Annotated in this window: 2 protein-coding genes; both read left to right on the top strand. The window is 62.3% G+C overall.

The annotated features are described in order from the left end of the window. The first annotated feature begins 184 nt into the window (after nucleotides 1-184). Nucleotides 185-12,517, top strand: a complete 12,333-nt coding sequence (locus BFL40_RS27785) for a non-ribosomal peptide synthetase (protein WP_071486935.1) — start codon at nucleotides 185-187, stop codon at nucleotides 12,515-12,517. A 2-nt stretch (nucleotides 12,518-12,519) separates the two neighbouring features. Continuing rightward, nucleotides 12,520-15,536, top strand: a 3,017-nt coding sequence (locus tag BFL40_RS27780; protein ID WP_143088343.1) for an amino acid adenylation domain-containing protein, incomplete at its 3' end; no start/stop codon positions are given.

The raw sequence follows: 15,536 nt of genomic DNA, 5'->3' as shown, positions 1-15,536 counted from the left end.
TAGTTGCAAAAAGTGGTGTTCGTCAATGCTAGCTCGGGTCCGTCTGTCTTTCCTGAGATTGATGTAACCCTTGATGACACCTCGCTCCGCGCCTCCCATCCCCCGCTAATTTTTCCCTGCCCGGTTCGTTTTATAGGGACGACGTGCCTTTGTGCTTCCTGCCTATTGCTCCGGACTCCAACAAATGAATGCTGAAGACTCCTTGAAACTTGCTCGCCGGTTTATCGGGTTGCCCCTGGAAAAACGCCAAGTGTTCCTGCAGGCCTTGCAGAAAGAAGGCGTGGACTTTTCCCGGTTTCCGATTCCGGCGGGGGTGGAGGTCGAGGATCGCCAGGCGCTGTCCTACGCGCAGCAGCGCATGTGGTTTCTCTGGCAATTGGACCCGGCCAGCGGCGCCTATAACCTGCCCGGCGCCGTGCGGCTCAAAGGTGCGCTGAATTTAAGCGCGATGGAACAAGCGTTTGCCAGCCTGGTGGCGCGGCATGAAACCTTGCGCACGGTGTTTCAGCGCCAGCCCGATGAGCGCCTGTTGCAGGTCGCAGTCGTGCCGTCACTGGCAGTCGAACAGCTGGACTTCAGCGCATTGGCATCCGCTGAGCGCGAACAGGCCGTCAACGAGGCGGCGACGCGTCAATCGCTGCTTCCGTTCGACTTGGAGCACGGCCCGCTGCTGCGTGTGCAATTGCTCAAACTCGACGAGCAGGAGCATGTACTGCTGCTGACCCTGCACCACATCGTCTCCGACGGTTGGTCGATGAACGTATTGATCGACGAGTTCATCCGTTGCTACGACGCCCATGAACGCAAAGAGGCGCCGCAACTGCCGGCGCTGCCGATCCAGTACAGCGACTACGCTCTGTGGCAGCGTCGTTGGCTGGAAGCGGGGGAGCAGGCGCGTCAGTTGGAATACTGGCAGGCGCGCCTGGGCGATGAGCATCCGGTGCTGGAGTTGCCGACTGATCGCCCGCGCCCGGCCATGCCCAGCTATCAGGGCACCCGCCATAATTTCGCGATTGATCCGGCGTTGGCCGCGCAGCTGCGCAGTTGCGCGCAAAAGCACAACGTCACCCTGTTCATGTTGCTGCTCGGTGCGTTCAACGTGTTGCTGCATCGCTACACCGGGCAGGGCGATATCCGCATCGGCGTGCCCATCGCCAATCGCAACCGCAGTGAAGTCGAGGGGCTGATCGGTTTCTTCGTCAACACCCAGGTGTTGCGCACCGAGCTCACTGGGCAGACCCGCATCGCCGAGTTGCTGCACGGTATCAAGGAGCATGCCCTCGGCGCTCAGGCTCATCAGGAACTGCCGTTCGAACGTTTGGTTGAAGCCCTGAAAGTCGAGCGCAGCCTGAGCCATACGCCGCTGTTCCAAGTGATGTACAACCACCAGCCGGTGGTGGCGGATATCGCGTCGGTCAGCACTGCTTCCGGCCTGGAACTGGCCTTGGTGGAGTGGCAAGGCCGCACCACCCAGTTCGACCTGACCCTCGATACGTTCGAGAAGTCCGGCACCCTGCATGCTGCGTTGACTTACGCGAATGACCTGTTTGATGCGCCTTCCATCGAACGCATGGCCCAACACTGGATCAGCTTGTTGCAGGCCATGGTTGTTGATGGCGAGCAGCGTGTCGGTGAGTTGCCGATGCTGGACGCAGGCGAGCAGCATGTGCTGATCCACGCATGGAACCAGACCGCCGAGTCGTACCCGACCGAGCGCGGCATTCATCACCTGATCGAAGCGCAAGTGCAGCGCACACCGGATGCACCGGCGCTGGTATTTGGTTCAACCACCTTGAGCTACGCCCAACTCGATGCCCGCGCCAACCCGTTGGCCCATGCCTTGCGCGAACGAGGCGTTGGCCCGGATGTGCTGGTGGGCATTTGCGTGGAGCGCTCCATCGAAATGGTGGTGGGCCTGCTGGCGATCCTCAAAGCCGGCGGGGCCTACGTCCCGCTGGACCCCGAATACCCCCAGGACCGCCTGGCCTACATGATCGAAGACAGCGGCATTACGTTGCTGCTCAGCCAACAAAGCTTGTTGTCGCTGCTGCCCACCGAGGGCATCCAGGTTATTACCCTGGATACCCCCACGCAGTGGCTGGACGGCTACAGCAACCAATCGCCCGTCGATGATACCCAGGCGCTCAACCTGGCTTACGTGATCTACACCTCCGGCTCCACCGGCAAACCCAAGGGCGCCGGCAACAGCCATCGCGCGCTGGTCAACCGTTTGTGCTGGATGCAACAGGCATACGGCCTGGACGCCAGCGACGCGGTCTTGCAAAAAACACCGTTCAGCTTCGACGTATCGGTGTGGGAGTTCTTCTGGCCGCTGATGACCGGCGCTCGTCTGGTGGTCGCGGCCCCTGGCGAGCATCGCGAACCGGCGCGCCTGATCGAAACCATTGGCCGGCATGCGATCACCACCTTGCATTTCGTGCCGTCGATGCTCCAGGCGTTTATCCATGAGCCAGGCGTGCAGGCCTGCGCCAGTCTCAAGCGCATCGTGTGCAGCGGTGAAGCCTTGCCGTTGGATGCGCAACTGCAAGTGTTCGCCAAACTGCCGAAGGCCGGTTTGTACAACCTCTACGGCCCGACTGAAGCCGCCATCGACGTGACCCACTGGACCTGCGTTGACGAAGGCGCCGACAGCGTGCCCATTGGCCGCCCGATTGCCAACCTCGGCACCTACGTGCTCGACGCCCAGCTCAATCCGGTGCCGAGCGGCGTATCCGGCGAGCTCTACTTGGGCGGCGTTGGCCTGGCGCGCAGCTACCATCGTCGCCCGGCGCTGACCGCCGAGCGTTTTGTGCCAAGCCCGTTCGTTGATGGCGAGCGCTTGTACCGTACCGGCGACCGCGTACGCCAACGTGCTGACGGCGTGATCGAATACCTCGGCCGCCTCGACCATCAGGTCAAGCTGCGCGGCTTGCGTATCGAGTTGGGCGAAATCGAGACGCGCCTGATGCAGCACCCAACGGTGCGTGAGGCCGTGGTGTTGGTGCAGGGCGGCAAACAACTGGTCGCTTATCTGGTGCTGGAGAACGAAGAACCGGTCGACCTCAAGGCCTGGCTGCTTAGCAGTCTGCCGGAGTACATGGTGCCGACTCACTTCATATCGCTGGCCAAGCTGCCGGTGACAGCCAACGGCAAACTCGACCGCAAGGCCTTGCCATTGCCGGATGCTGCGCCGCAACAGGCTTTTGTCGCCCCGCAAAACCCACTGCAAAAAGCCCTGGCCGCGGTCTGGAGCGATGTACTCGGCGTCGAACAGGTCGGTCTGGATGACAACTTCTTTGAGCTGGGCGGCGATTCGATCATCTCTATCCAGGTGGTCAGTCGCGCGCGTCAGGCGGGGATTCGCCTCAGCCCACGGGACCTGTTCCAGTACCAGAGTGTGCGCAGCCTGGCACTGGTCGCAACCGTTGAGCAGGCGAGCGTTATCGACCAAGGCCCGGTCAGCGGTGAGGTGATCCTCACGCCGGTACAAGCGAGCTTTTTTGAAGCGGCGATCCCGGCGCGTCACCACTGGAACCAATCGTTGTTGCTGAGCCCGCGTGAGCCTTTGGAGCCTGTACGGCTGGAGGCCGCGCTGACGCAATTGATCAACCATCACGACGCCCTGCGCTTGCGGTTTGTGCAGCAGGCTGACGGTTGGCAGCAAGCCCACGCGGTGCCGGTCACCGAGCCATCGTTGTGGCAATCCCATGCGAGCGACGACACTCAATTGGCCGCACTGTGCGATGAAGCCCAGCGCAGCCTCGACCTCGCGCAAGGCCCGCTGTTGCGCGCCGCCCTGGTCACCATGGCCGATGGCACCCAGCGCTTGCTGCTGGTGGTGCATCATTTGGTGGTGGATGGCGTGTCGTGGCGCATCCTGCTGGAAGATCTGCAACAGGCTTACCGCCAAGCGCCACTGCCGTCCAAGACCAGCGCCTACCAGCACTGGGCGCAGCAGCTGCAAGCCCACGCGCAAACCCTCAACGCACAACTGCCTTACTGGCAGGCGCAGTCAGTCGACGCGGAGCTGCAGTGTGATCACTCTGAGGGCAGCCTGCAAAATCGCTTCGGGAAAAAGCTCGAAGTGCGGCTTGGCGCCGAGCAGACCCGTCGACTGCTGCAAGCAGCCCCCGCGGCCTACCGCACCCAGGTCAATGACTTGCTCCTCACCGCGTTGGCCCGCGTGGTCTGCCGCTGGAGCGGCCAGCCTTCGGCGCTGATCCAGTTGGAAGGGCATGGCCGCGAAGACCTGTTCGATGCCCTGGACCTTACGCGCACCGTGGGCTGGTTCACCAGCCTGTTCCCGGTGCGTTTGCAGGGTGACGGGGCGTTGTCCGAATCGATCAAGACCGTCAAGGAGCAGTTGCGGGCGGTGCCCGAAAAGGGCATGGGTTACGGCCTGTTGCGTTACCTTGGCGAGCCGTCGGCGCGCGCAGCCTTGGCAGGCTTGCCGGTGCCGCGAATCACCTTCAACTACCTGGGCCAATTCGACCGTCAATTCGATGAGTCGGCGCTGTTTACACCTGCCAGCCAGGGCAGTGGTCAGGCTCAGGATCTCGAGGCACCGCTGGCCAACTGGCTGACCGTGGAAGGCCAGGTGTATGGCGGCGAGTTGGCGCTGAGCTGGGGCTTCAGCAGTGCGATGTTCGACACCTCCACCGTGCAGTCCCTGGCGGATCAGTTCGCCACCGAACTCAACGCAGTGATCGAACATTGTTGTGCCCAGGTTGCGCCGCACGCCACGCCATCGGACTTCCCGCTGGCACAGGTGACGCAGGCACAACTCGATGCGTTGCCGGTGCCGTGCGGTCAGCTCGATGACCTGTACCCGCTGTCGCCGATGCAACAGGGCCTGTTGTTCCACACGCTTTATGAGCAGGCGGCGGGTGAGTACATCAACCAGTTGCGCGTCGACGTACAGGGGCTCGACCCGGAGCGTTTCCGTGCAGCGTGGCAGGCCAGCGTCGATGCCCAGGACATCCTGCGTAGTGGTTTCATCTGGCAGGGCGAGTTGGCGCAACCGTTGCAAATCGTACACAAACAGGCGCAATTGCCCTTCACCGTGTTCGATTATCGCGACCGCAACGAACAGCGCCAGGCACTCACCGCATTGGCCGACGCGGAGCGTGAGCAAGGTTTCGATCTGATGCAGGCACCGTTGCTGCGTCTGGTGCTGGTGCGCATGGGTGCTGATCAATGGCATTTGATTTATACCCATCACCACATCCTGATGGACGGCTGGAGCAACTCGCAGTTACTCGGCGAGGTGCTGCAGCGTTACAGCGGCGGGACGCCTGCGCGTGCCGGTGGCCGTTATCGCGATTACATCGCCTGGCTGCAACGCCAGGACGGCCAACTGAGCCAGGATTTCTGGAGGGCTCAACTGGCACCTCTGCAAGCGCCTACACGACTGGCGCGTGTCGCGTCGGGGCATGACGGTGAGCGGGGTCACGGCGACCACTTCCAGACCCTCGATGCAAACGCCACGCACACACTGGAAACCTTCGCCCGCCAGCAAAAAGTCACCGTCAACACCCTGGTGCAAGCCGCCTGGCTGCTGTTGCTGCAACGCTACACCGGCCAGGAGACGGTGGCGTTTGGCGCAACAGTGGCAGGGCGCCCAGCTGACTTGCCGGGTATCGAGCAACAGGTAGGCCTGTTCATCAACACCTTGCCGGTGATCGGTACGCCACGCCCTGACCAAAGCGTCAGCAGTTGGCTGCAAGCCGTGCAGGCGCAAAACCTGAGCCTGCGCGATTTCGAGCACACGCCCATGGCGGACATCCAGCGCTGGGCCGGGCAGGGGGGTGAAGCCTTGTTCGACAACATCCTGGTATTTGAAAACTATCCGGTTGCCCAGGCCTTGCAGCAGCCAGGGCTGGAGTTGATGTTCGGTGAAGTCGGCAACCTGGAGCAGACCCACTATGCGTTGAGCGTGGCGGTGACCCTGGGCCAGCAACTGACGCTGCATTACAGTTTCGACCGGACGCAGTTCGCCAGTGACACCGTGGCTGATATCAGTGCACACCTGCTGCACGTGCTGGAGCAATTTGCACAGTCGGCCGAACGTAACCTGGGTGAAATCGCCCTGGCCAATGCCCATGAACAGGCGCGCCAGCAAGCACTCAACCAGCCGCAACCCTACCCGGTGGACGTCGCTGTGCACCAGCGTATTGCAGCGCTGGCGCTGGCGCGACCGCAGCGTACTGCGGTGATTTTCAATGACCAGGCCTTCAGCTATGGCGAGATCGATCAGCGGGCGAACCAATTAGCCCATGCGCTGATTGCCCGTGGTGTCGGCGCCGAAACGCGGGTGGGCGTGGCCTTGCCGCGCAGTGAGGCGGTGATTGTGGCGTTGCTGGCGGTACTTAAGGCCGGTGGTGCCTATGTACCGCTGGACACCCGCTACCCCCGCGAGCGTCTGGCGTACCTGATCGAGGATTCCGGCCTGGCGCTGTTGCTCAGCGATTCCTCGGTCTCGGCGCAACTGCCGGTGGGGGATGCGGTGCCGGTGCTGGAACTCGATCGCCTCGACCTGAATGAGCAACCCCGAGTCGCCCCGCACATTCTGCTCGACCCGCACAACCTCGCCTATGTGATTTACACCTCCGGCTCCACCGGCAACCCCAAAGGCGTGAGTGTCGCCCATGGCCCGCTGGCGATGCATTGCCAGGCCATCGGTGAACGCTACGAAATGCGCGACAGCGACTGCGAGTTCCATTTCATGTCGTTTGCCTTCGACGGTGCTCACGAACGCTGGCTCACCAGCCTGACCCACGGCGCGTCATTGTTGATTCGCGATGACAGCCTGTGGACGCCGGAACAGACCTACAACGCGATGCGCAAGCATGGTGTGACGGTGGTGGCGTTTCCGCCGGTGTACCTGCAACAACTGGCCGAGCATGCCGAGCGTGAGGGTCACCCGCCGAAAGTGCGGATCTACTGCTTTGGTGGCGACGCAGTGCCCAATGCCAGTTTTGAGCGGGTCAAGCGCGCACTGGATCCGGATTACATTATTAACGGCTACGGCCCGACCGAAACAGTGGTCACGCCGCTGATCTGGAAAGCCGGGCGCGACGTGCCGTGTGGCGCCGCCTACGCACCCATCGGTAGCCGCATCGGTGATCGCAGTGCGTACGTACTCGACGCCGACCTGAACCTGTTGCCCCAAGGGATGGCCGGGGAGTTGTACTTGGGTGGCAGCGGGCTTGCGCGTGGTTACCTGGCTCGCCCTGGGCTGACCGCCGAGCGTTTCGTTGCCGACCCTTTGGGCGGCAGTGGTGGCTTGCTCTATCGTACCGGCGACCTGGTGCGCCAGCGTGCCGACGGCACATTCGACTACCTTGATCGCATCGACAACCAAGTAAAAATCCGCGGTTTCCGCATTGAACTGGGTGAAGTCGAAGCGGCGCTGCAAGCCCTGGACGGTGTGCGCGAGGCAGTGGTCGTGGCGCAGGAAGGCAGCGCCGGCAGCGGCAAGCGTCTGGTGGCCTACGTGGTTGGCGATGTGCCGGACGCCGGGTTTACCGAGTATCTGCGCGAGCAACTCAAAGCGAGCCTGCCGGCCCACATGGTGCCGGCCTATGTCCTGCGTCTGGAGCGTATGCCGCTGACGCCCAACGGCAAACTCGACCGCAAAAGCCTGCCCAAACCCGATGTCAGTCAATTGCAACAGGCCTATGTAGCCCCTCGGACCGAGCTGGAACAGCAACTGGCGAGCATCTGGCAGGACGTGCTCAAGCTGGAGAAAGTGGGTGTCAGCGATAACTTCTTCGAGTTGGGAGGGGATTCGATCATCTCGATCCAGGTGGTCAGCCGTGCCCGCCAGGCCGGGATTCGGTTGACCCCCAAAGACCTGTTCCAGCATCAATCTATCCAGGCGTTGGCTGGTGTGGTGCGCACCGATGCGCCGGTGCAGTTGATCGATCAGCAGCCGGTGGTGGGGAACATGGCGTTGCTGGCGATTCATCAAGCGTTTTTTGCCCAGGACATTCCCGACCGTCATCACTGGAACCAATCGGTGATGCTCAAGCCGAACGGGGTCCTGGACGCACAACTGCTGGAGCAGGCACTGCAAGCGCTGCTTGTTCATCACGACAGCTTGCGCCTGGGGTTTTCCGAACAAGCCGGTGGCTGGTCCGCGCAGTATGGTGATCTCGCCGCGCCAGGCGCTCCCGCGTTGGTGTGGCAGGCCGATATTGCCGATGCGGCCGCACTGCAGGCGCTGGGCAACAGGGCTCAGCGCAGCTTGCAACTGAGCGAGGGTCCGCTGGTGCGTGGGGTGCTGGCGAACCTGGCTGATGGCAGTCAGCGCCTGCTGTTGATCGTGCATCATCTGGTGGTCGATGGTGTGTCCTGGCGAATTCTGTTCGACGATTTGCAGGCCGCTTACCGTCAGCTCCTGGCGGGCCAAGCAATCGAGTTGCCGGCCAAAACCAGTGCCGTCAAAGCGTGGGCCGAAGCGTTACAAGGCTACGCGACCCGCTCGCCGTTGCAGGCCGAAGTGGGTTTTTGGCAGCAGCAATTGCAGGGCGCTTCGCCGGTGTTGCCGTGTGATCGTCCCGAAGGCGAGCAGCGTTATTGCCAGGCGCGCTCCATCCGCAGCCAATTGGACAAAACCTTGACCCGCGCTTTGTTGCAGGAGGCACCGGCGGCCTATCGCACCCAAGTCAATGACCTGTTGCTGACCGCGTTGGCGCGGGTGATGGTGCGCTGGACCGGTGATGACAGCCTGCTGGTCCAACTGGAAGGCCACGGCCGCGAGGACCTGTTCGACAATATCGACCTGACCCGCAGCGTCGGCTGGTTCACCAGCCTGTACCCGGTGCAGTTGACGCCTCAGGCCGAGTTGGGTGCGTGCATCAAGCACATCAAAGAGCAACTGCGGGCCATTCCGAACAAAGGCATCGGTTTCGGCGCCCTGGCGCAGTTTGGGGACGAGCAAGTGCGCCAGGCGTTACAGGCGCTGCCGGTTCCGCGATTGACGTTCAACTATTTGGGCCAGTTCGATGGCAGTTTTGCTGCGCACGATGATGCATTGTTTGCCCCGGCGAGCGAGTCCGGCGGCGAAGAGGTCAACCTGCAAGGCCCGCTGGGCAGCCAATTGGCCTTGGACAGCAAAGTGTTTGGCGGCGAGCTGGACCTGAATTGGACGTTCAGCGCCGAAGTGTTCGATGAGGCGACCATCCAGCGCCTGGCCGATGATTATCTGCGCGAACTGACCGCGTTGATCACCCATTGCGGCGACCCTGTCCACCGAGGCGTTACGCCGTCGGACTTCCCGCTGGCACGATTGAGCCAGGCGCAACTGGACGCGCTGGTCCCGCAGACGCATGCCCTGGAAGACGTCTACCCCTTATCGCCGATGCAGCAAGGCATGTTGTTCCACACGCTGCTGGCCGAGGGCGGCGGCGATTACATCAACCAGATGCGCGTGGACGTCGAAGGCCTCGAGCCACAACGCTTCCGTGCCGCCTGGCAAGCGGTGGTGGATGCCCACGACATCCTGCGTAGCGGGTTCTTCTGGCAGGGTAATCTTGAGCAACCGGTGCAGGTAGTGCAGCGCCAGGTCGAAGTGCCTTTCCGCGTGCTCGACTGGCGCGCCGAGGCTGACCTGGAAGCCGCATTGCATGCCCTGGCTGACGAAGAACGTGCCCAGGGCCTGGACCTGACGCGTGCGCCGTTGATGCGATTGCTGTTGGTACGCACCGGGGCCGATCGTTATCACCTGATCTACACCAACCACCACATCTTGATGGATGGCTGGAGCAGCGCGCAGCTATTGGGCGAGGTGTTGCAGCACTACCGGGGTGACACCGTGGCCCGCCCAGTTGGTCGCTATCGCGACTATATCGCGTGGCTGCAAGGTCAGGACGCGGCGCTTGGCGAAGCTTTCTGGCGCGGTCAGTTGCGAGAACTGGACGAGCCCGTGCGTCTGGCCCATGCGTTCGCCCGACCGGCTCAGGTTCCTGCCGCGAATCTTTACGCCCACCATCACTTGCACCTCGACGGCGAGCAAACCCAGCGCCTGGCGGATTTTGCCCGCGAGTCGAAGGTGACCGTCAACACGCTGGTGCAAGCCGCCTGGCTGTTGCTGCTGCAGCGTTACACCGGCAAGTCCTGCGTCGCGTTTGGTGCCACGGTAGCCGGTCGCCCGGCGGAACTTGCGGGGATCGAGCAGCAGATCGGGCTGTTCATCAACACCTTGCCGGTCATTGCCAGCCCGCGCTCCGAACTCAGCCTGGAGCAATGGTTACACAGCGTCCAGGCGCAGAACCTGGCGCTGCGGGAGTTCGAGCACACGGCACTGTTCGATATCCAGCGGTGGGCCGGGCAGGGCGCCGATGCGCTGTTCGACAACATTCTGGTGTTTGAAAACTATCCGATTTCCGAGGCGCTGGAAAAAGGCTCGCCTCAAGGGCTGCGCTTTGGTGCCGTGGGTAATCTGGAGCAGACCAACTATCCACTGACCCTGCTGGTCGGCCTCGGTGCAGAGCTGACGGTGCAGTTCAGCTATCAATGCGCGAGCTTCAGCCAACAGGCGGTCGAACAGATTGCTACGCACCTCAAGCGCCTGTTGCTGCAAATGAGCAGCGATGCCACGCAGTCGTTGGGCGCGCTGACATTGCTTTCGGCAAGCGAAACCCAGCAGCAGTTGCTGGGATGGAACGACACCGGCCTGCCGTACCCGGCCGAGTCCGGCATTCATGCGCTGTTCGAGGCTCAGGCCCGGTTGACACCTGACGCCATGGCGCTGGTGTTCGCTGAGCAATCCTTGACCTATGCGCAACTCAACGCCCAGGCCAACCGCTTGGCCCACCGCCTGATTGCACAAGGCGTGCAGCCTGATCAGCGGGTGGGCATAGCCCTGGATCGCGGGGTCGAGATGATCGTCGGGCTGTTGGCGATCCTCAAGGCGGGCGGTGCCTACGTGCCGCTCGACCCGCATTACCCGGTGGACCGTCTGGCCCACATGATCGAAGACAGTGGCCTGCAATTGCTGCTGACCCAGGCGTCACTCTTGGGCCAACTGCCGCTGCCTGCCGGGGTTCGGACCCTGTTGCCGACGGCGCTGCACGAACCGATCAGCGCTGAGCAATCGGCCAACCCCCAAGTGTCGGTCGATGGCGATACTCTCTGTTATGCCATCTACACCTCGGGTTCCACCGGCAAACCCAAAGGCGTGATGGTGCCCCATGGCGCACTGGTGAACTTTGTGGCGAGCATGGCCCATGAGCCGGGGATCGAGGCCCGTGATCGTGTGCTGTCGCTGACCACGTTCTCGTTCGATATTTTCGGCCTGGAGCTGTATGGCGCATTGTTCAGCGGTGCGGCGGTGGTGCTGGTGGACACACAGAGTGCCCACGATCCGCAGGCGCTGCTGGAGATCATCGAACAACAACAGGTCAGTGTGGTCCAGGCCACTCCGTCGACCTGGCGCATGCTGCTTGATCACCCATTGGCAGGCCATCTCGCCGGGCGTAAATGCCTGTGTGGCGGTGAGGCGCTGGCCGAAGAACTGGCTGCGCGCTTGCTCAGCGTGGCGGGCGAGGTCTGGAACCTCTACGGTCCGACCGAAACCACTATCTGGTCTGCCGCCTATCAACTGAGCGCAGACAAGCGTTTGCCCTACCTCGGTCGACCGATCGCCAATACCGCGCTCTATATCGTTGGCGAGCACTTTGCACCGAACCCGGTCGGCCTGATCGGTGAGTTGCTGATTGGCGGCGATGGCCTGGCACGTGGTTACCACGAGCGCGCGGCGCTGACGGCCGAACGTTTCTTGCCGGACCCGTTCGGCAACGGCGCACGTCTGTACCGCACCGGCGATCTTGCGCGGTATCGCGCCGACGGTGTCATTGAGTACATCGGCCGGGTTGATCACCAAGTGAAGATCCGTGGATTCCGCATTGAACTGGGCGAAATCGAAGCCTGCTTGCTCGCACAGGACAGTGTCCGCGAAGCCGTGGTGGTCCCTCAACAAGGCCCGGGCGGCATGCAACTGGTGGCTTATCTGATTGCGGCCAATGGTGAGGCTGTGCTGTTGCAAGCAGCAGGTACGCTGCGCGATGAGCTGAAGACGCGCCTTGCCTCGTTGCTGCCCGACTACATGATGCCTGTGCATTGGGTGCTGCTCGACCGCTTCCCGCTCACGCCCAACGGCAAACTTGACCGCAAGGCATTGCCGCTGCCGGACGCCAATCAACTGCTGCGTGCCTATGTGGCGCCGCAGGGCGCGCTGGAACACAGCGTTGCGCTGATCTGGCAGGACGTACTCAAGCTTGCGCGGGTAGGGCGTGAAGACAACTTCTTTGAGCTGGGCGGGCATTCGCTCCTGGCGACGCAAGCCACCGCACGCCTGCAGATGGAGCAAGGCGCCGCCGTGCCCCTCGACCTTTTATTCAGAACGGCATCGTTGGCCGAATACGCCGAGCAACTGGCGGTTCACCTGACACCTCACTCCAGCGACGACCTGAGTGAGATGCATGATTTCCTGGCAGACCTGGAGACCCTTTGAAAATGACTCAGCTTGATAACCTGTCTCTGGTTCAGCGATTCATCCGTTTACCGCTCGCCCAACGGCAAGCGTTTTTGCAAAAACTGCACAGCAAGCACATGAGCTTCGCGGCGCTGCCGATCCCGGCGATGCGCGATGAGTTTGAGACCATCGGCCTGTCCTACGCCCAGGAGCGCCAGTGGTTTCTCTGGCAACTGGACCCCCACAGTGCCGCCTACCATGTGCCCACGGCACTGCGCTTGCGCGGGGCGCTGGACCTTGCGGCCTTGCAAGCGAGCTTTGATGCCTTGCTCGCACGCCACGAAATACTGCGCACGGTCTTCATCGAGGGGCCGGACGGTGCTTGCCAGGTGGCCCATGCGCAGTTGAGCCTGCCGATCACCCCGACGGTGCTGCAAACGCAGCCGGACGCCCAGGCGCTCAAGGCGCTGATCGACGCCGAAATCGTCACCCTGTTCGACTTGCAGCAAGGGCCGTTGCTGCGGGTCAAATTGTTGCAACTGGCGCCGGACGATCATGTGCTGGTGTTGACCCAGCATCACATCATTTGTGACGGTGCCTCCGCGCAAATCATGGTGCACGACCTGGTCCAGCTCTACGCGGCCCACAGCACGGGCCAACAGGCCCACCTGCCGACGCTGCCGATCCAATACGCGGATTATGCAATCTGGCAACGCAAGTGGATGGAAGCCGGAGAGCTTGAGCGCCAACTTGCCTATTGGACCGAACGCCTGGGTGACGCTGGCGAAGTGATTTCGTTGCCCATGGACCGTGCGCGCCCGGCGGCGCAAAGTTATCGCGGTGCACGCCTGGACCTGAGCGTCGATAGCGCGTTGACCCGCCAGCTCAAGCAACTGGCCCAACGCGAAGGCTGCACGCTGTTCATGGTGTTGCTGGCCTCGTTTCAGGCCCTGCTGCACCGCTACAGCGGCCAGGCGGATATCCGTGTCGGCGTCCCGGTGGCCAACCGCAACCGCCTGGAAACCGAGGGTTTGATTGGCTTCTTCGTCAACACCCAGGTACTGGATGCGCAGATTCAAGGCGCCATGCGGTTCGATCAGTTGCTGACACAGGTCAAGCAAGCCTCGGTCGACGCCCAGGCCCATCAGGACTTGCCGTTCGAGCAACTGGTGCAAGCCCTGGCGCCGGAGCGGCACATGAGCCATAGCCCGCTGTTCCAGGTGATGTTCAATCATCAAAGCAGCGTCGCCGACCACGCCTTGGAACTGCCGGGCCTGCACGTGGAAAGCCTGGACTGGAGCTCCCACACGGCTCAGTTCGACCTGACCCTGGGCACCCAGGATATCCAGGGTGAGTTGATTGCCACACTGACCTACGCCACCGACTTGTTCGATGCAGGCACCGCGCAGCGCATCGCCACTCACTGGCTGAACTTGCTGCAAGGCATTGCCCTCGACCCGATGCAACGCATCGGTGATTTGCCGCTGCTGGATGTCGCCGAGCAACAACACAGCATCAATCAATGGAACCCCAACCCGCAGGATTTCCCCAGCGAGCGTTGCGCCCATGAGTTGATCGCCGAGCAGGCGCGCCGACGCCCTGACGCCATCGCCTTGCGCTGCAATGGCCAGACGCTTACCTACGGCGAACTCAACGCCCAGGCCAACCGTCGCGCCCATCAATTGATCGCCCACGGCGTTGGTCCCGATGTGTTGGTAGGCCTTGCGGCCGAGCGCAGTATCGAGATGATTGTCGGCCTGTTGGCGATCCTCAAGTCCGGCGGCGCGTATGTGCCACTGGACCCGAGTTATCCCGAAGACCGACTGGCCTACATGATCCAGGACAGCGGTATTCAACTGCTGTTGAGCCAGGCCTCATTGGCCGGAAAATTGCCGGTGCCGCCGGGCGTGCAAACCCTGCTGCTGGACGCGGATATGAGTGCGTTTGCCGACAGCGACCCGCAAGTGTCGATGCAGCCGTCGAACCTGGCCTACGTGATTTACACCTCCGGTTCCACCGGCAAACCCAAGGGCACATTGCTGCCCCACAGCAATATCCTGCGCCTGTTCGCCGCCACCGACGCCTGGTTCGGTTTTGGCGAGCGGGACGTCTGGAGCCTGTTCCATTCCTACGCGTTCGACTTCTCGGTCTGGGAAGTTTTCGGCGCGCTGCTGCACGGCGGTGAACTGCTGATCGTGCCGTACGACGTCAGCCGCTCGCCCCAGGACTTCCTGGAATTACTGTGCGACAGCGGGGTCACGGTGCTCAACCAGACCCCGTCGGCGTTCAAGCAATTGATGCACGTCGCGTGTACCGATAGCCGCAGCAACGCCTTGCGCCATGTGGTGTTCGGCGGCGAAGCGCTGGACGTGAAGAGCCTGCGCCCGTGGTTCGAACGCTTTGGCGACAGTGCGCCGCAACTGATCAACATGTACGGCATCACCGAGACCACGGTGCACGTGACCTACCGTCCGTTGTCGATTGCGGACCTGGAACAGGACGCCAACAGCCCCATCGGCGAACCGATTCCCGACTTGTCCTGGTATGTGCTCGACGGCGAACTGAACCCGGTCGCCAAAGGCTGCATCGGCGAGTTGTACGTCGGTCGTGCGGGTCTGGCGCGGGGCTATTTGAATCGTGGCGACCTGACTGCGCTGCGCTTTATTCCCGATCCGTTCGGCGAAAGCGGCGCACGCCTGTACCGCACCGGTGACCTGGCGCAGTACCGCAGCGACGGGGTGATCGAGTATGTCGGCCGTATTGACCATCAGGTGAAAATCCGTGGTTTCCGAATTGAACTGGGTGAAATCGAAGCGCGCCTGAATGCCCTGGCTGTCGTGCGCGAAGCTTTGGTATTAGCTCAGGATGGCCCAAGTGGCCAGCAATTGGTCGGCTATGTCATCGCGGCTCCAGGTCACGAAGACGACTTGAGAGAACACATCAAGGCGCAACTCAAGGCCGACTTGCCGGACTACATGGTGCCGACGCACCTGTTGTTCCTCACCGAATGGCCGTTGACCGCCAACGGCAAACTCGACCGCAAGGCGTTGCCGCAGCC

Origin of the sequence: Pseudomonas costantinii, from assembly GCF_001870435.1 — a bacterium.
In the GTDB taxonomy this organism is placed as follows: Bacteria; Pseudomonadota; Gammaproteobacteria; order Pseudomonadales; family Pseudomonadaceae; genus Aquipseudomonas; species Aquipseudomonas costantinii.
The sequence above is the reverse complement of the archived record's forward strand: the minus strand, read 5'-3'. Positions and strand labels throughout refer to the sequence as shown.